This window comes from Arthrobacter sp. YAF16 (assembly GCF_052113385.1).
GTDB lineage: Bacteria > Actinomycetota > Actinomycetes > Actinomycetales > Micrococcaceae > Arthrobacter.
On sequence record NZ_JBFRDC010000008.1, the window covers coordinates 1 to 16,967 of the forward strand.

19 protein-coding genes and 1 pseudogene are annotated in these 16,967 nt (G+C 68.7%); 10 read left to right on the forward strand and 10 right to left on the reverse strand.

The window, feature by feature from the left end; translation table 11 throughout:
* The coding region (locus tag AB4Y91_RS14080; RefSeq protein ID WP_441419065.1) for a DUF222 domain-containing protein at positions 1–639 on the forward strand (639 nt) is incomplete at its 5' end.
* Positions 640–836: 197 nt separating this feature from the next.
* Here AB4Y91_RS14080 and AB4Y91_RS14085 read toward each other — a convergent pair.
* Positions 837–1,622 (reverse strand): GNAT family N-acetyltransferase, encoded by a 786-nt coding sequence (locus tag AB4Y91_RS14085; RefSeq protein WP_441419066.1) that lies wholly within the window; start codon positions 1,620–1,622, stop codon positions 837–839.
* A 92-nt stretch (positions 1,623–1,714) separates the two neighbouring features.
* Here AB4Y91_RS14085 and AB4Y91_RS14090 point away from each other — a divergent pair, with 92 nt between their 5' ends.
* From AB4Y91_RS14090 to AB4Y91_RS14100, 3 genes and pseudogenes are all read left to right on the forward strand, one after another.
* Positions 1,715–2,731, forward strand: a complete 1,017-nt coding sequence (locus AB4Y91_RS14090; protein ID WP_441419176.1) for an NAD-dependent epimerase/dehydratase family protein — start codon at positions 1,715–1,717, stop codon at positions 2,729–2,731.
* A gap of 227 nt (positions 2,732–2,958) precedes the next feature.
* Positions 2,959–4,185, forward strand: coding sequence for a multicopper oxidase domain-containing protein (locus AB4Y91_RS14095; protein WP_441419067.1), 1,227 nt, complete (start codon positions 2,959–2,961; stop codon positions 4,183–4,185).
* Positions 4,186–4,367: 182 nt separating this feature from the next.
* A pseudogene (locus AB4Y91_RS14100) lies at positions 4,368–4,679 on the forward strand (class I SAM-dependent methyltransferase); the annotation flags it as partial.
* A 16-nt stretch (positions 4,680–4,695) separates the two neighbouring features.
* On the opposite strand, the gene AB4Y91_RS14105 reads toward AB4Y91_RS14100, so the two are convergent.
* Together AB4Y91_RS14105 and AB4Y91_RS14110 are read right to left on the reverse strand one after the other, a co-directional pair.
* A complete protein-coding gene (locus AB4Y91_RS14105; protein ID WP_441419185.1) occupies positions 4,696–4,875 on the reverse strand; it encodes a hypothetical protein in 180 nt (59 codons plus the stop codon).
* A gap of 56 nt (positions 4,876–4,931) precedes the next feature.
* Positions 4,932–5,441, reverse strand: a complete 510-nt coding sequence (locus AB4Y91_RS14110; protein ID WP_441419068.1) for a GNAT family N-acetyltransferase — start codon at positions 5,439–5,441, stop codon at positions 4,932–4,934.
* Positions 5,442–5,552: 111 nt separating this feature from the next.
* Here AB4Y91_RS14110 and AB4Y91_RS14115 point away from each other — a divergent pair, with 111 nt between their 5' ends.
* Positions 5,553–6,908 (forward strand): uracil-xanthine permease family protein, encoded by a 1,356-nt coding sequence (locus AB4Y91_RS14115; RefSeq protein WP_441419069.1) that lies wholly within the window; start codon positions 5,553–5,555, stop codon positions 6,906–6,908.
* A gap of 92 nt (positions 6,909–7,000) precedes the next feature.
* Here AB4Y91_RS14115 and AB4Y91_RS14120 read toward each other — a convergent pair whose 3' ends face one another.
* Positions 7,001–7,531: a hypothetical protein gene (locus AB4Y91_RS14120; RefSeq protein WP_441419070.1), complete on the reverse strand. Its 531-nt coding sequence runs from the start codon at positions 7,529–7,531 to the stop codon at positions 7,001–7,003.
* A 223-nt stretch (positions 7,532–7,754) separates the two neighbouring features.
* Between AB4Y91_RS14120 and AB4Y91_RS14125 the strand changes: the two genes are divergently transcribed.
* Positions 7,755–8,246 (forward strand): DUF6328 family protein, encoded by a 492-nt coding sequence (locus tag AB4Y91_RS14125; RefSeq protein WP_441419071.1) that lies wholly within the window; start codon positions 7,755–7,757, stop codon positions 8,244–8,246.
* Between the two features lie 51 nt (positions 8,247–8,297).
* Positions 8,298–8,960, forward strand: coding sequence for a DUF6766 family protein (locus AB4Y91_RS14130; RefSeq protein WP_441419072.1), 663 nt, complete (start codon positions 8,298–8,300; stop codon positions 8,958–8,960).
* Positions 8,961–8,985: 25 nt separating this feature from the next.
* Here the strand turns inward: AB4Y91_RS14130 and AB4Y91_RS14135 are convergent, their stop codons facing one another.
* Positions 8,986–10,110, reverse strand: a complete 1,125-nt coding sequence (locus AB4Y91_RS14135; RefSeq protein ID WP_441419073.1) for a glycerate kinase — start codon at positions 10,108–10,110, stop codon at positions 8,986–8,988.
* 154 nt (positions 10,111–10,264) lie between these two features.
* Between AB4Y91_RS14135 and AB4Y91_RS14140 the strand changes: the two genes are divergently transcribed.
* Positions 10,265–11,035: a histidine phosphatase family protein gene (locus tag AB4Y91_RS14140; RefSeq protein WP_441419074.1), complete on the forward strand. Its 771-nt coding sequence runs from the start codon at positions 10,265–10,267 to the stop codon at positions 11,033–11,035.
* Positions 11,019–11,912, forward strand: a complete 894-nt coding sequence (locus AB4Y91_RS14145; RefSeq protein WP_441419075.1) for an NAD(P)H-hydrate dehydratase — start codon at positions 11,019–11,021, stop codon at positions 11,910–11,912. Before AB4Y91_RS14140 ends, AB4Y91_RS14145 begins: the two co-directional genes overlap by 17 nt.
* A gap of 36 nt (positions 11,913–11,948) precedes the next feature.
* Here the strand turns inward: AB4Y91_RS14145 and AB4Y91_RS14150 are convergent, their stop codons facing one another.
* From AB4Y91_RS14150 to AB4Y91_RS14170, 5 genes are all read right to left on the reverse strand, one after another.
* Positions 11,949–12,749: a glycerophosphodiester phosphodiesterase gene (locus AB4Y91_RS14150; protein WP_441419076.1), complete on the reverse strand. Its 801-nt coding sequence runs from the start codon at positions 12,747–12,749 to the stop codon at positions 11,949–11,951.
* Between the two features lie 46 nt (positions 12,750–12,795).
* Positions 12,796–13,041, reverse strand: a complete 246-nt coding sequence (locus tag AB4Y91_RS14155) for a hypothetical protein (RefSeq protein ID WP_441419077.1) — start codon at positions 13,039–13,041, stop codon at positions 12,796–12,798.
* Between the two features lie 111 nt (positions 13,042–13,152).
* Entirely contained in the window at positions 13,153–13,971 is an 819-nt protein-coding gene (locus AB4Y91_RS14160) for an HAD family hydrolase (protein WP_441419078.1), read from the reverse strand.
* A 139-nt stretch (positions 13,972–14,110) separates the two neighbouring features.
* Positions 14,111–14,608, reverse strand: a complete 498-nt coding sequence (locus AB4Y91_RS14165) for a YbhB/YbcL family Raf kinase inhibitor-like protein (protein ID WP_441419079.1) — start codon at positions 14,606–14,608, stop codon at positions 14,111–14,113.
* Positions 14,609–14,617: 9 nt separating this feature from the next.
* Entirely contained in the window at positions 14,618–15,583 is a 966-nt protein-coding gene (locus tag AB4Y91_RS14170) for a carbohydrate kinase family protein (RefSeq protein ID WP_441419080.1), read from the reverse strand.
* Positions 15,584–15,757: 174 nt separating this feature from the next.
* On the opposite strand from AB4Y91_RS14170, the gene AB4Y91_RS14175 reads away from it, so the two are divergent.
* The gene (locus tag AB4Y91_RS14175) at positions 15,758–16,951 is read left to right on the forward strand and encodes an MFS transporter (protein ID WP_441419177.1); all 1,194 of its coding nucleotides are present in this window, start codon (positions 15,758–15,760) and stop codon (positions 16,949–16,951) included.
* The last annotated feature ends 16 nt before the right edge of the window (positions 16,952–16,967 follow it).

The window sequence follows — 16,967 nt, forward strand, 5'->3', positions numbered from 1 at the left end:
GACCGGCGGTCGAGGCCGCAGAAATCCCTCGACGGCCTGGTCGGCGCCTGCAAAGTGGCCCTGGCTTCCGGCGCACTGCCCGCCACCGGAGGGCTCCGGCCCCAGGTCATGGTCACCATCGATTACCGCGACCTCCTCGAACGCCTCCACCGAGACACCGGCACCGCCGCCGACGGGGCCGGCCAACACGCCGCGGGGACAGTCCCGCTCGAGTTCACCGGCACCGGGACGCTGGCCTTCACCGGCCCCGTCACCGCCGCGATCATCCGCAAAATCGCCTGCGACGCGGACATCATCCCCGTCCTGCTCGGATCCCAGGGCCGGATCCTGGACATCGGCCGCACCACCCGGATCTTCCCGCCCCACCTCCGCAAAGCCATCACCGCCCGCGACCAGGGCTGCGCCTTCCCCGGCTGCACCATCCCCGCACCCTGGTGCGAAGCCCACCACATCAACTACTGGTCCACAGGCGGCACCACATCCACCGACAACGGAACGCTCCTCTGCTCCCACCATCACCACCTGACCCACAAAGAACAATGGACCATCCAGATCCGTGCCGGGATCCCCTGGTTCATCCCGCCACCCCACCTCGACCCACGCCAAACACCCCGAAGAAACCACTACTTCAGATGCTGAACCACGCAGCCGACGTCGGCGGTGAAACGGGGCACGCGGCGCGGTATCACGTGTCGAGGACGAAAATCCCGTCCGGGCCGTCGGCGGTGCTGCAACCAGAGACGGCCGGGCCGCGCATCTTGGCGGCGTACGCAGCATAGTCCGGTCCGTGGGTCACGGAATCAGTCTGCTACGGCGGTCGCCGACGTCTTCCGCGGTCAGCGGCGCCAGCGGTACGGCGTCGTCGTGGACACCCGGACCAGGCCGTAGCGCTCCAGGATAGGCCGCGAATATTCGGTGGAGTCGCTGTGGATGAGCGTCTTGCCGAGGGATATCGCCGCCCGCGCGCGGGCTGCGGTGAGCGCTCGGTAAATTCCCCGGCCGCGCCATTCCTCGCGTGTGGCGCCGCCCCAGATGCCGGCGAAGTCGGTGTCCGGCACCGGTTCCAGGCGGCCGGCGCTGACGATCACGCCTTGGTGCTCGGCGACCCACAGCTCCATCCCGTCGCCGCGGGCCATTCGGCGCAGGATTGCTTCAGCGTTTCCGTCAGAGGCGGGGCTGCCGAAGACTTCGTCCTGCATGGCGCTCATGGCGCGGATGTCCGTTTCGTCCGTAACCCGCCGCAGGCTCACCCCGCGCGGCAGGTCCACGTCGACGTCGAGCGCGCTGGCATCCCCGATCATGACCGATTCTGTCTCGTCTGGCTCAAACCCGTTCTCGAGCAGCGCCTCGTGCAGCCCGGGCGCATTGTCGTGGCCCCGGGTTTTCCATTCGACCCGCACGATTTCCGGATCCGCGCGGTAGAACGCCACCGTTTCTGCCACCCACCGCGCGATCTTCGACGCGTCGGCTCCGGCCAGATCCTGATAGGTCACGAATCCGCGGCCGCCCGCGAAGGTCACCAGCCGCAGCGGGCCCAAACGCTCGACGGCGACCGCACTAGGGGTCTCCGCATCGGTGCGGAGTTGCTGATCGTACGCCGTAAGGAGTTTCAAATTCGTCATCGGACCTCAGGCTACAGCGGCGCCGCAGTTACGGGCCGCGTCACTGGATCTGATGGCAGGATTCGTGGTCATCGCCCGCTAGGGTTGGCGTGATGAAGCGAGCGGTCATTCTTGGGGGTACAGGTGTGTTGGGACGGGCCATCGCGCGACGCCTGCTGGATGCCGGTTGGCAGGTGGAAATCACGGGCCGGGACGCGTCGAAGATGCCGGCAGTGCTGCGCGAGGCGGGGGCCACATTCGAGTCCTCCGACCGGAGGAACGACGCAGACCTTGCACGAACCGTGGGCAACGGAGCGGACCTCTTGGTGGACGCGGCCTGTTACACGGCGACGGACGCCCGCCTGCTACTCCCCCATCTGGCCGCGGTCGGGTCGGCGGTCATGCTATCCAGCAAAGCCGTCTACATCGACGACGCCGGCAATCACGTGAATTCCGACGTCGCGCCAAGATTCCCGCTTCCTATCAGGGAAGACCAAGCGACCATGCAGCCGGGGAACGGTGACTACGAATCCCGCGAGGGATACGGCGCCAACAAGGTCGCTGCCGAGCACGTCCTCCTGGACAGCGGCTATCCCGTGACTGTAATCCGCGCCTCGAAGGTTCACGGCGATGGAGCTGCCCGGCCGCGGGAATGGATGTTCGTCAAGCGGGTCCTCGACCGACGGCCTGCGGTGTTCCTGGCTTCCAAAGGGGCCGGAGGCGACCACACCACAGCCGCCGTCAACACAGCGGCCCTGGTCGAAACGATCGCAGCCCGCCCCGGCCAACGGATCCTCAACAGCGCGGACCCCGACGCCCCTACCGGTCTGGACATCGCCCGCACGATCGCGGACCGCCTTGACCACGAGTGGGAAGAAATCCTCCTCGATTCCGACGCCCATCCGGACCTCGGCGCGCACCCTTGGAACTTCACTCCGCCGCTGATCCTCGACACGCAGGCGTCCACGGCTCTCGGCTACCAGCCCGTTGGAACCTACGCCCAAACTGTCACTGCGGAAATCGACTGGCTACTCGCCAACCCGGCCAACCAGCCGGGCCCCGCGGAGCCGTTCTTCGACCACCTCACCGACTACGCCGCTGAAGACGCCTTCCTCGCCGCACGGAGCTAGGATCCGATCCCGGCCCGGCACCTGCAGGCGCTGACCGAAACCGCAGCAGCGTCCTGGCGGAGTCCGGAGGGAAAGCAGCACGCTCCGTCAGGGGTATCCCGCAAGGAAAATCCTCGGCCCCGGCCCTACGCTTATTGTGGCCTCCGTCCTACGCTTAAGAGCCTAAGGCTCAAGTCTCTCCGCTCGGCATGGATTCGAAGGTGGGCCACCCAATGGGCAGTCATCTCATGGCAATGGAGCAAGTGCACCGGGGCCCTCTCTTCTGGCCGCGAAGGATTCTGGTTGCGCTGCACGCCGCAATGGCCGCGGCACTGGCGACGGTTGTTGCCCTCGCAGGCTGCACGGCGATGGCAACGTCCGCGAAGGGACAGTACGTTCCGCAGACCCGGACGTATTACATCGGGGCGGACGAGGTCGACTGGAACTATGCGCCGTCCGGAATGAACCAGGTCACGGGCGCAGCCTTCGACAAAACAGCGGCCGTCTTCACCCAGCGCGGCCCCCGGCGCATTGGCGCCACCTACGTGAAGGCGCTGTACCGGGAGTACACGGACGCGTCCTTCACCAAGCTCAAGCCGCGCAGCGCCGCCGAACGGCATCTCGGCATGCTCGGCCCGGTCATCCGGGGCGTCGTCGGCGACACCATCAAGGTGGTCTTCAAGAACAACCTCGACCGTCCGGCTTCCGTGCACGTCCACGGCGTGTTCTACGACAAGGCCAGCGAGGGCGCCCCGTACGACGACGGCACCGGGGCGGCGGACCACGGGGACGACGCCGTACCTCCGGGACACTCCTACATTTACAGCTACAAAGTGCCGGACCGGGCCGGTCCCGGCCCGATGGACGGGAGTTCCGTGATGTGGATGTACCACTCGCACAAGGACGAAGTCGGAGACGACTACGCCGGCCTAGTCGGTCCGATGGTCATCACCAAGACCGGCGCCGCCCGCGCGGACGGTACCCCGAACGATGTGGACCGCGAGTTCTTTGTCCAGTTCAAAGTCAGTAACGAAAACGCCAGCCCGTACCTCAAGCGCAATATCGACCGCTTCGCCGGCGACCCGCGTTCGGTGGCGCCGGCTGATGAAGAGTTCGTCGAGAGCAATCTGATGCACTCCATCAACGGGTACGTGTACGGCAATCTGCCGTTAGATGCGCTGACTATGAAAAAGGGCGAACGGGTCCGCTGGTACCTGATGGGCATGGGTACCGAGGTGGACCTGCACACACCGCACTGGCACGGAAACACCGCGACGGCGCTGGGTATGCGCACCGACGTCGTGAGCCTGCTGCCGGCAAGCATGGTGGTGGCCGATATGGTTCCCGACGACGTGGGTACTTGGCTCTTTCATTGCCACGTCAACGACCATCTGACCGCCGGTATGTCGGTCCGGTACCGGGTGGCGGACGCGGCGAGCACCGGCAGCAGCGACCATTCCGACCACACGCCGTAGCAGGCAGGCGCGGCCGGTTTTTGGGAGAGTGACGGCCCGCCGGGAAGACCCAGGGTCGGTACGCTCGGGCAATGGGAAACTCCGAGAACCTGGCCGGCGTAAGAACCGCATATGACACGGTGGCCGAGGCTTATTCAGAGGCGCTCCCGGACACCAGCTTTGAAACGCGGCTCGATATGGCGATGACCAACGACTTCTGCGCGCGGCTTCGCGCTGCCCCGGGACGGAAAGTGATCGACGCCGGATGCGGCGCCGGACGATTGAGTGTCCGCTTAGCCGAAGCGGGGCTCGACGTTACAGGCGTGGATCTCTCACCGGGGATGGTCCGGGTGGCACAACGAAGCCATCCCGGGCTCGCATTCGAAGTGGGCGAACTGACAGCTCTCCCGGCGGCCGACGCTGCCGCACACGGCATCCTCGCCTGGTACTCGATCATCCACGCTTCCCCGCCGGAGCTGCGGCAGATCGCTCAGGAGTTCTGGCGGGCGCTCCGCCCCGGCGGCTGGGCCCTCATCGCCTTCCAGGCGGGCAGCGGCCAGCGGCCAGCGCACCATCGAGCGCGCTTACGGGCACGACGTCGTACTCCGGGCAGAACTGCACAGTCCCGACGACGTCGTCCGCCGCTTCACGGAGCAGGGCTTCGCGCTGGAGGTGCAACTTGTCCGGGCCGCACGGGAAGGCGAAAAACACCCGCAGGCAATGCTCCTTATGGGCAAACCGGACGCCCCAGCCGCAGCGGCAGTCCCTTAGTACCCTGCGGCGGACTGTCTTACGCTGATCCAGTAGCGCCAGACCCTACTAGGTCCGGCCTTGCTGACATTCTCACGCACTCCGCCCTGACGCTCGATAGTTTTCGCTGAGGCGACGGTGCCGGCGGCGCAGACCAGCAGGACTCGGTCCATGCCGAGCAACTGCGCCTCGTCGACCATCTTCCCGAGCGCCCAGGTTCCCAGTCCGCGCCGGCGCGCGGACGGCCGGATGCCGTAGCCGATGTGCCCGGTCCGATCCTCGGACCCGGTGGACGCGTGGCGCAGTGCGATCCCGCCGAGCACCCGTCCGTCCTCGATGATCCATCGGTAGGTGCAACGGGCCGACTCCTGAGCCAGTCGTTCCAACCACGCCTCGAAACCGGAAGGAGACTCAACGTCGTCGTCCGGCAGCAGCCCGAAGCCATCCTCGTGACCCGGCCCCCACTCGGCGTGGGCCTCAAGCCAGGCGGCGCGCAAACCTAGAGAAGGAACAGTCAGGGCTGGCATACCGGCACTATATCGATGCTTCCGGCACCAATGCCGTCCGGCCGGCGCGGTAAAGTGTCACCGGAAGATTCCTTCCCGGTCCCGCCACACATTCTTGAAAGGCTCGCTGCAATGAGCATGCTCGGCACCAAATGGAAGCTCCACGGAAACGGCAAGTCCATCCGCCCCGGCGAGGTCGTCAGGCCGGATGAGCGCCTCGCGTGGCCCCTGACAATCGGCGTGGGCATGCAGCACGTTGTCGCCATGTTCGGCGCCACTTTCCTGGTGCCGATCATCACCGGCATGCCGCCGGCCACCACGCTGTTCTTTTCCGGCATCGGCACCCTGCTGTTCCTGGTCATCACCAAGGGCCGGGTGCCCAGCTACCTCGGCTCCTCCTTCGCGTTCATCGCCCCGATCATGGCCTCCCAACAGCAGTACGGGATTCCCGGCGCGCTGGGCGGCGTGGTGCTGGCCGGCGTCGGGCTGGCCATCATCGGCGCCATTGTGCAGAAGTTCGGCGCGGGCTGGATCAACCGGCTGATGCCGCCGATCGTCACCGGCGCCATCGTGGGGCTGATCGGCCTGAACCTGGCCCCCGCCGCCAAGAACAACTTCGACGCCGCCCCCATCACCGCCCTGGTCACCCTCGCGGTGATCATCGTGGTCAGCGTCTTCTTCCGCGGCATCCTTGGCCGCCTCAGCATCCTGGTCGGCGTCGTGGTGGGCTACCTCGTCGCGATGATCCGCGGCGAGATCAACTTCGACAAGGTCGACGCCGCCGCCTGGGTCGGGCTCCCGCACTTCCAGACCCCCGAATTCCACCTCGGCGTCGTCGGCCTCTTCGTCCCGGTGGTGCTGGTGCTGGTGGCGGAGAACATCGGCCACGTGAAGTCGGTCTCCGCCATGACCGGGCAGAACCTCGACGGCGTGTCCGGCCGCGCACTGATGGCCGACGGCGCCGCGACTGTCCTCGCCGGCCTGGGCGGCGGATCCGGTACCACCACCTACGCCGAAAACATCGGCGTCATGGCCGCAACGAAGGTCTATTCGACGGCGGCCTACTGGGTGGCCGGCATCTTCGCCGTCGTGCTGAGCTTCTCGCCGAAGTTCGGCGAACTCATCGCGACCGTCCCGGCCGGCGTGCTCGGCGGCGCAGCCACCATGCTCTACGGCATGATCGGCGTCCTGGGCGTGAAGATCTGGGTGCAGAACAAGGTCAACTTCTCCAACCCGATCAACCTCACCACCGCCGCAGTGGCCCTGATTGTCGGCATCGCCGATTACACCTGGACCATCGGCGACCTCAAGTTCACCGGCATCGCCCTGGGCTCCGCGGCCGCCCTGGTGATCTACCACGGCATGAAGGCCATCGCGAAGGCCCGCGGCACCGTGGCCGAACCGGAGACCGAAGACGCCGCGCCCGTCGCAGCGGCCCGGGCTGCCGTCAACGCCGCGGCGAAGCGCTCTCCGAAGAAGCGCCGCTAGCCGCCGGCAGGCACACAACCCGCTGCACAAAAGGCCGGCGCCCTCCCACCATGCGGTGGCAGGGCGCCGGCCTTCGGCGTGTCCGCGGCGGTCTAGCCGGCGTCGAACGATTCCTTGTCTTCGCTGTCACGATCCTTCGGTGACTTCTCATCCGGCAGGTCCGTGCCGCTGCCGTCCGGAATTCCGGCGGCGTCCTGGCCGGACTCCGAGGAGAACGGCCGGCCCGGCTCCGGTTCCTCCGTGTTGGCCGCGTCCATCTCCGCGTCCGAGGAGGGCACCGCGCCGCCGCTTTCGGCTGCCGCTTCGTTGCCCTGCTCGAATCCGGCTTCGCTGCTTTCGTTTTCCGCGTTCATCTGTTCCTCTGTTCCTCCGAAGCGTCCGGCTCCGGGTTCTCCTGCACTGTCCTGGTCTTCGGCCCCGAACTGGCTCAGGTCCGGCGTCCCCGCCGGGTAGGTCTCGCCGTCCGGGCTGTCCTGGTTGAGGCCCGCGGCATCGAAGGCCTCTTCATCGCGGGGCTGTGCAAACGTCTTCGCGTCCCCGCCTGGCAGTTCCTGCTCGGCGGTGGGGGTTCCGTAGCCGCCCGCTTCCTCTTCGATGGGGCGTCCTTGCTGGTCCTGAGTCACGTCGTTCCTCCTGCTTTCTGGCATTCGGCCGGTCGAATCTGGATGATCGGATCTGGAGTCCAGCCGCGCCCGGGAGCGCAGCCTTTCCGTGTTTTCCACCGTACCCGAAAAATCCTCAGTAAGCTTAGTACCGACCTGAATTTGTGTTTCGGGCCAAGTTGACCGCCATCCCGTGCCGGGCGCACGCAAGGGGGTCGCAGGTGAAACTTGAAAGGGAGCGACGATGCCCAACGCCGAAGAAACCCGGAACGATGGCCGGGACGAAACCTTCGACGAGAAGATGGACCGCAACTGGGCCGAACTGCTGCAGGAGCTGCGGGTTCTTCAGACCGGCGTCCAGATCCTGGCCGGTTTCCTGCTGACCTTGCCGTTCCAATCACGCTTCGAGACGCTGGACGGGTTCCAGCTGACCCTCTACCTCACCAACGTTGTCCTGGCAGCCCTAACCACCGCACTGATCCTGCTGCCGGTGAGCGCGCATCGCCGGCTCTTCCGCAAGGGGCTCAAGGATACCCTCGTGGCCAGTGCGGACCGGATCGCGAAAGTGGCCCTGGCCGGCGTCGCACTGCTGAGCGTGGGTACTTCTGCGCTGGTCTTTGACGTGACAGCGGGACGGACCGCCGGACTTACCGCCGGCGGCGCGCTGCTGGCCGTACTGTTGATCCTGCTCGTGCTGATTCCCAACAGGCTCCGCCGCAAGACCGGACGGGGGTAGGCCATGAACGGAACTGCACCTCACACGATCCACCCAGAATCGGGAGCAAGAATGCGCAAGTGGGCCAAGGAACACGGACTGCTGCTGGCGAACATCGGACTTTTCGTCGTCTTCTTCGGCGGCATGGTCATCAGCGGGGCCGCCGACTACAGCGAGGACCAGCTCGCCCACGGCCAGGCCGCCGTCGGAATCTTCGAGTATCTGGGGACCGGAGCGTTCCTGGAGGCGACCTTCGAGAACTGGGAGTCGGAGTTCCTGCAGATGGGCATGTACGTCATCCTGACGGTCTTCCTCTTCCAGAAGGGTTCCTCCGAGTCGAAGCCGATGGGGAAAAAGGCCCCGCAGGACGAGGATCCGCGGGAGGCCACGATCAAGGCGGCGACGCCGTGGCCGGTGCGCCGCGGCGGTTGGGTGCTGAAAATCTATGAGCACTCCCTCTCGATCATGTTCCTGCTGCTGTTCCTGATGTCAGTCGCGCTCCACGCGGTAGGCGGCAGCGAGGAGTACAGCCAGGAGCAGCAGGCCCATGGCCAGCCCCCGGTCACCGTGCTGGGCTACCTCACGACGAGCCGGTTCTGGTTCGAGTCATTCCAGAACTGGCAGAGCGAGTTCCTGGCCGTCGCGGTGCTGGTCGGCGCTTCCGTGTATCTGCGGGAGAAGGGATCCCCGGAGTCCAAGCCAGTGGCCGAGCCGCACTACGAAACCGGCGCCTAGGGCGGAGGCTCTCCGGCTTCGCGGCTCAGGCCCCTTCGAGCACCTGGCTGGTGGCCCAGGCCAGGTACTTCGCGGCGTTGGCGATGGCATCGGCGGGGCTGGGCGCCACGTCCAGCAACTGGGCGGCGGCGACCACCCCGTGGCGGTCGAGGTCCTCGGGGGTGACGAGAATCCGGCCGGCGACCATGATGACCGGGATGCCCAGGTCGCGGGCAGCGTCGGCCAGGGCAATCGGCGCCTTCCCGGCCAGCGACTGGGAATCCAGGGAGCCCTCCCCGGTGATCACCAGGTCCGCGTCCGCGAGCTTCGCGGCAAGCCCGGTTAGCCCCGCGACAAGTTCAAAGCCGCCCTCCAGCGCAGCGTTGCTGAAGGCCAGGAACGACGCCGGGAAGCCGCCGGCGGCGCCCGCGCCGGGGACGTTGACGTCACGGCCGGTGGCCTGCCGCAGCACCGAGGCCCAGTTGCGCAGCCCGGCGTCGAGCACCTCCACGGCCTCCGCGTCGGCGCCCTTCTGGGCGCCAAAGACGTGCGCGGCGCCGTCGGCGCCGTAGAGGGGGTTCTGCACGTCCACGGCAATCCTGAACTTCACGGCCGCCAGCCGCGGATCCAGTCCGCTGAGGTCCACGGCGGCCACGTCGCCGAGCGAGCCGCCGCCGAGCGGCACCACATTGCCGGCGGCGTCCACCGGCTTGAGGCCCAGGGCGCGCAGGGCGCCGCTGCCGCCGTCGGTCATGGCCGAGCCGCCCACGCCAAGCACAATTTCGGTGGCGCCGGCGTCCAGCGCGGCCGCGATCAGCTGTCCGCACCCGTAGCTGTGGGCCCGCAGGGCGTTGGCCGGCGTCGGCTCCATGTGTGCGAGCCCGGACGCCTGTGCCGTCTCGATGACGGCGGTCGCCCCGCCGAAGGCGTCCTGGCGGATCGCCCAGGCCGCGCCGATCGGCGCCAGAATCGGCCCGACGACGGCGTTCAGGCGCTCCTCGTACCCGGCAGCGACCGCCGCCTCCAAGGTGCCCTCGCCGCCGTCGGCCACGGGGAACTGGACGGCCTCGGCCTCGGGGTAGACGCGCAGGGCGCCCTCGGCAATGGCGGCGGCGGCCTCGGCGGCAGTCAGGGAGCCCTTGAACTTGTCAGGGGCGATCAGGATACGCATGGCTCCATCCTGCCAGCCCGCGCCGACAATTACTTTCCGAGACAAGGCCGGGAGCGCCGGAGTAACGTGGGCACTTCCGGGCCGCCCGGGATCCTCCCGCGGACGGCCGTGGCAGTTCCGGCCCGCCCCGCGGGCCGGCGAGCAGGAGGTAGCGGTGAGCAACATCGGACACACCGGCGGCAGCTTGCCGGGCATCACGGGACTCGTACTGGTCCGGCACGGGGAAAGTGAAGGCAACGTTGCCGCCACCCTCGCGTATCAGGCCGGGGCGCAGGTCATAAACGTCCCGGCGCGCGACGCCGACGTCGGACTCTCGGACACCGGCCGGGAACAAGCGCTGGCGCTGGGCCGATTGCTGGCCCGCGTCCCCGAGCCGGGCCGCACCGCCGTATGGTCCTCCCCCTACGCCCGCGCCCGGCAGACCGCCGAACTCGCAGTCCAGACCGGCGGATGGCGGGTGCAGATCCGGCTGGACGAGCGGCTCCGCGACCGCGAACTCGGCATCCTGGACATGCTGACCTCCGCGGGCGTGGAGGCGCGGCTGCCGGAGGAAGCCCAGCGACGGCGGTGGCTGGGGAAGTTCTACTACCGGCCGCCGGGCGGCGAATCATGGGCCGACGTCGTGCTGCGGCTCCGCTCGCTGCTGGCCGACCTGCATCGTGACCATGCCGGGGAAGAGGTTCTGCTGGTCTGCCACGATGCCTTGATCGTGCTGTTCCGCTACATTCTGCAGGGCCTCTCGGAGTCCGAGCTGCTGGACATTGCCGCCACGACCAGCATTCTGAACGCCTCCGTCAGCCGCTTTGTCCGCACCGACGGGACGGGGGCGTGGGAGCTCGAGAGCTTCAACATGGCAGACCATCTGGCGGAGCAGGGCGTTCCCGTCACCGAGCACGCAGGGGACGCCGATGTCCACCCGCGCTAAGTCATCGCCCGCGGTGCAGCTGACACCCACTCTGCTGCGCGGCTGGCCGCTGCCCGGCGGCGGCTCCGGCAAGGACGACCGCGGTTCGGTGCTGGTGGTGGGAGGCGCCCGCAAGACGCCGGGGGCCGCCCTCCTCGCCGGCGTCGCGGCCCTGCGCTCCGGCGCCGGCCGGCTGACCCTGGCGGTGGCAGAGTCGACGGCGGTGCAGCTGGCGGTGGCGTTCCCGGAGTCCGGCGTCGTGGGGCTGCCGGAAACGGGCCACGGATCGGTTAAGGGCTCCGGGGCGTCGCTGCTGGCAGACGAGGCCGGCGCCGCTGACGCCATCCTCGTCGGACCCGGCCTGGACGACAAGGACGAGACCCTGTCGTTGCTGCGGGCGCTGCTGCTGCCGGGCCGGTCGCGGCCGAAGCGCGGACCCGCCGTCGTCCTCGATGCCTATGCACTGGGCTGCCTGCCCGAACTGGCCGGCGAACTGCAGCCCTGGGCCGGCCGGCTGATCCTGACCCCCAACGTCACCGAAGGCGGCATCCTGTTGGGCCGGGACATTGAGGATCTTCAGCGGGACGTGCCTCGGATCGCCGACAAGTACCAGGCGGTGGTGAGCTGCCAGGGGGTGATCGCGGAGCCCGGCGGGAACCTCTGGGAAATCACCACCGGACACAGCGGCCTGGGCACCTCCGGAAGCGGCGACGTACTGGCCGGAGCCATCGCCGGCCTGCGGGCCCGCGGGACCACCGATGCGCAGGCCGCCTGCTGGGGCTCCCATCTGCATGCCGCTGCCGGCGACCGGCTGGCGAGCAGGCTGGGCGGACTCGGCTATCTGGCGCGCGAGCTCTGCGATGAGCTGCCGGCGCTGATGGTGGAACTCAGCAGTTAAGCGGTGCGCGCGGCCGCCGTTGGTCAGGGCAGGGCCTCAGTCCGGCCACTGCCCACGTTCCTGCAGGACGGCCTTCAGCACGTCCGCGCGGTCGGTGACGATCCCGTCGACGCCGAGGTCCAGCAGGCGGTGCATCTCGGCCGCCTCGTTGATGGTCCAGACATGGACGTGCAGGCCGTGGCGGTGGGCGCGGCGGACGAACCCGGCCGTCACCACGGGCACGGCCCCGTAGCGGACCGGCACCTGCAGGGCGTGCACGTCGTGGAGCGCACGTGCCGTCACCCGGCGCAGCAGTGTCGCCGGGAGCAGCGGCCCCAGCAGCACGAAGAGGGCGTTGGAGGCCATGCCGGCGGAACTTGCGGCGGGCCGGCTCAGGCGGCGCAGCACGGCGCGCCGGCGGCGGTCGGAGAAGCTCGCGATCAGGACGCGGTCATGCAGGCCGTACTGCTCGATCGCCGCGGCCAGGGTGGCCACCGAGTTCCAGTCCTTGACGTCGAGGTTCAGCCGGACCTCCGGAAACTCCGCGACGAGCTCCTCCAGCAGCGGGATCGGCTCGGCGCCGGCGATCCTGGCCCGGGCCACCTTTTCGGCCGGGAGCTCGGAAATCCGGCCGCTGCCGTCCGTGACCCGATCGAGGGTTTCGTCGTGGAAGAGCAGCAGGACGCCGTCGGCGGTGGTGTGCACGTCCGCTTCCAGGTAGCCGTAACCGAGTGCGACGGCGGCGCGGAAGGCGGCCATCGAGTTCTCGGCGCCCTCGGGCGAGAAGCCGCGGTGGGCCATCGCCACGGGCGCGCCGGCAGCGCCGCCGGGGGCGAGGAAGGGGTGCGGGAGGGTCACTCTTGAAGCGTACCGGAGCCGGGCCGGCCGTTGCCGGAACGCGGGCTCAGGAGCCGTGGGGCAGGATCTCCACCCCGTCGCTGCAGTGCAGCAGTGTCCGGCCGCCGCCGTCGAGGTCCACCCACACAGTGGTGTGGTCCGGCGTCACCGCGTCGACGAACCCGCCGGTCTCGAACCCGGGCGTGAGCCGCACCCGGACCCGGTCGCCCTGGCGCAGGCTCTTCCAATGCGCGTCGGGATCCACCCGTCGGAGCGGCTGGTCATCAGTATGTCGGTTGCCGTACCTGGCCATGATTGCCCCACCATCAGTCAAGAGATCCGTTCGGTCACGCCAGCCTAGGCGGCCAAGGTGAACGGCAGTTGTCCGTCAGCTGGGAATCCCGTGTCCGCCGGGCGGCGTGGGTTACGGGAGCCGGACGCCCAGCTCGGCGAGCTTGGCTTCGAGGATCTGGGCCACGCCGTCGTCGTCGAAATGCGGTGCCTGCTGGCCGGCCGCACGGATGGCTTCCGGGTGTCCGCTGGCCATGGCGTAGCCGTGCCCGGCCCAGCGCAGCATCTCGATGTCGTTGGGCATGTCGCCGAAGGCCACGACCTCCTGCGCCTGAACGCCCAGGGACGCCGCGTATTCGGCGAGGGTCACGGCCTTGTTGACGCCGGGCAGCGACAGCTCCAGCAGCGCGATGTTGGGGGCCGAGTGTGTGGCTGCGGCCAGATGCGCGACAGCGGGCGAAACCTCGGCGAGGAACTCATCCGCGGTGCCTTCCCGGACGACCGCGAGGAACTTCACGACGGCGTCGTCGGCGCGGAGCGTGTCCTGCAGCGGGGCGGGCGTGAATTCGGCGAGCAGTCCGCTGGAACCGGTGCCCAGGAACCCGGGTTCCAGGTGGAAGCCGGTGAGGGTCTCCGCGGCGAACAACGCGGAAGGACGCAGCCGCTGGATGATTCGGCGGGCTTCGAAGACGGCGTCGAGCTCCAGGGCCCGGGCGGACACCATACGGTCGGCCTCCAGGTCCCACACCACCGCGCCATTGGAGCAGATCACGGTTCCGGTGTGGCCGAGTTGTTCCTGCAGGGGGTGCAGCCAGCGCGGCGGACGGCCGGTGACGAACACCAGTTCCACCCCGGCGTCGCGGCAGGCGTGGAAAGCGCGCACGGTCCGGTCGCTGATTTTGCCGTCGTGGCCCAGGATCGTTCCGTCAATATCACTTGCTACCAGCCGCATACTGCCAGTCTACGTTGGCCGCGCCCGCGCCATTTCGACGGTTCCCTGCCCGCAGGGCGGTTGGAATCGTCGAGGGCGCAGGGAAGCGTCGAAACGGGGGACGCGGATGGGCTGGTTCCGCTGCATACGACGACGCCGGTCAGTGCCGTTCGTACAGTCCGGTCAGGCTCGCCCGGGCCAGGGTGTGTGGGCCGAGCTTGGCTTCCAGCTTGGCCGGGGATGCGCCGGCGTCGAGCCCGGACTTTTCCACGTTCAGGGCGTGCACCGTGATGACGTAGCGGTGCGGGCCGTGGCCCTTGGGCGGGGCGGCCCCCAGGTAGCCGGCGGAACCGCCGTCGTTCCGGAGCTGGAAGGCGCCCAGCGGCAGGCCGCCGCCGTGCCGCGATCCCGCCCCCGCGGCCAGCGAGGTGACGTCCGCCGGGATGTCCAGCACGGCCCAGTGCCAGAAGCCGCCGTGGCCCGGCGCGTCGGGGTCGAACACCGTGACGGCGTAGCTTCGGGTGCCGGCCGGAGCGCCGCTCCAGTGCAGCGGCGGCGATTCATCCTTGCCGCCGGGACCGGTAGCGGCGCCGCGCTGGGCCGCCGGCAGGATCTGGCCGTCCTCGAAAGTGTCGCTGCTTAGGCTGAAGGCTGCCATGGCTTCCTCTCAATTGCTGGTTAGGCCCGCACTTTCCGGGCCCAGTTCCATCCGGTTAAGTTCGGCCCGGGTGGGCGGGTTGGCCCCGGCACGGGAGACCGTAACGGCGGCCGCCGCGGCGGCGTGGCCCAGGAGTTCGCGCAGGCTCCCGGCGGATAGCTCGCGCAGCTCCTTGCGGTTCTGGGCTCCGTTGAGGCCCAGGTCCACGACACCGGAGAGCAGCGCGGCCATGAAGGAATCCCCGGCACCGACGGTGTCCGCCACCTTCACCGACGGGGCCGCGACGCGCGCCTCGCCGGCGGCGTTGACGGCCCACGGTCCGGCCGCGCCGCGCGTGACCACCACCATGGCGGGGCCCTCCGAGCCGCCGAGCGAGAGCCACCGGCGGGCCGAATCCAGCGGATCAACGCCGGGGTAGAGCCATTCGAGGTCCTCGTCGGAGGCCTTGACCACGTCCGCGAGCGTGACAAACTTTTCGGCCTGGTGGCGGGCGTAGTCGGCGTCGGTAATGATGCTGGGCCGGCAGTTGGGATCGAAGCTGATGGTCGCCGAAGGATGGGCATGCTCGACGGCGGCAAGCACCTCCGCGGCACCCGGCGCCAGCATCGTGGCAATCGAGCCGGTATGCAGCAGCGTGCTGCCCTGCAGCATGAACGGCAGCCGGTCCGCGAGGCCGGGGAGCTCCCAGGCGAGGTCGAAGGTGTAGCTCGCGGCGCCGTCGTCGTCAATCAAGGCGGTTGCCACCGACGTCGGCAGTTCGTCCGGACCCAGCGGGAGCAGCACCGAACTGGACTTGAGGTGCGCCGCGACGGATTCCCCGTAGGCGTCCCGGCCGTAGCGGCCGATGAACTGCACCGGGTGGTCCAGCCGGGCCAGGCCCACCGCGACGTTCAAGGGGCTGCCGCCGACGTGGGCCTGGATACCTGAGGAGCGCTGGACAACATCAACCAGGGCCTCACCAATGACTGTGAGCATGCTCATACTCTGCCAGAGAACGCCGCCCGGCGCCGCCCCAACCGGTGTTTTGGTACGATACCCCCAGGGGTATAGCCTTAAGGAGTGCCCACCCCTGACACCCAGCCCTCGCCCCGCCGCGCCGGCGCGCCCGGCGCCGTGATCCTGGGGCTGCGCCAGAATATTGCCCAGTTCATGCTGCTCGTTGCGGTCAACGCCCTCGTCGGGGGCACCCTCGGCCAGGAACGCACCGTGCTGCCGCTGCTCGCCAGCGACGTGTTCCATCTCGACAAATACACGAGCGCCCTGACTTTCGTCCTGGCCTTCGGACTGGCCAAGGCAGCCACCAACTACTTCGCCGGGACGCTCTCGGACCGCTATGGGCGCAAGCCGGTGCTGGTGGCCGGCTGGCTGATCGCGCTGCCCGTGCCGCTGCTGCTGATCTTCGGCACCAGCTGGTCCTGGATCGTGGCCGCCAACGTGATCCTGGGCATCAGCCAGGGCCTTACCTGGTCCACCACGGTGGTCATGAAAATGGACCTGGTCGGCCCGAACCGGCGCGGCCTCGCGATGGGATTCAACGAGGCCGCGGGCTACCTTGGCGTGGCCGGCACGGCCCTGGTTACCGGCTACCTCGCGGCGTCCTACGGCCTGCGGCCGGCGCCGTTCCTGCTCGGCGCCGCCTACATCGCCCTGGGGCTCGGCCTGTCCGTGCTCGCCGTCAAGGAAACGCACCACCATGCGAAAACCGAGGCCGCAAACCACGTCGACGCGCACAGCGGTGCCGGCGCGGCGCTCAGCACCCGCGAAATCTTTACCCTGACCAGCTTCCGGGACCGCTCGCTCTCCTCGGTGAGCCAGGCCGGGCTGGTCAACAACCTCAACGACGGCCTGGCCTGGGGCCTGTTCCCGGTTCTCTTCGCCGGCGCCGGCCTCTCGATCGAGCGCATCGGCATCCTCGCCGCGGTATACCCGGCGGTTTGGGGAGCGGTGCAACTTATCACCGGCGCCGCCTCAGACCGGCTGGGGCGCAAGTGGCTGATCGCGGGCGGCATGTTTATCCAGGCCGTGGGCCTGGCCATCGTGGCGGCCGGCCATGGCTTCGAAATTTGGCTCCTCGCGGCCGTCCTGCTCGGCGTGGGCACGGCGATGGTCTACCCCACCCTGCTGGCGGCCATCGGCGATGTGGCCCACCCGCAGTGGCGGGCGCGTTCGGTCGGCATCTACCGCTTGTGGCGCGACGGCGGCTTTGCCGTGGGCGCGCTGCTGTCCGGGATACTCGCGGACGCCTACGGCATTCCGGTGGCGATCGCCGTCGTCGCCGCTTTGACGGCGGCGTCCGGGCTCGTCGTCGCGGTCCGGATGCGCGGCACCGACCACCACGCATAGCGCCGGCCCGCGCCGG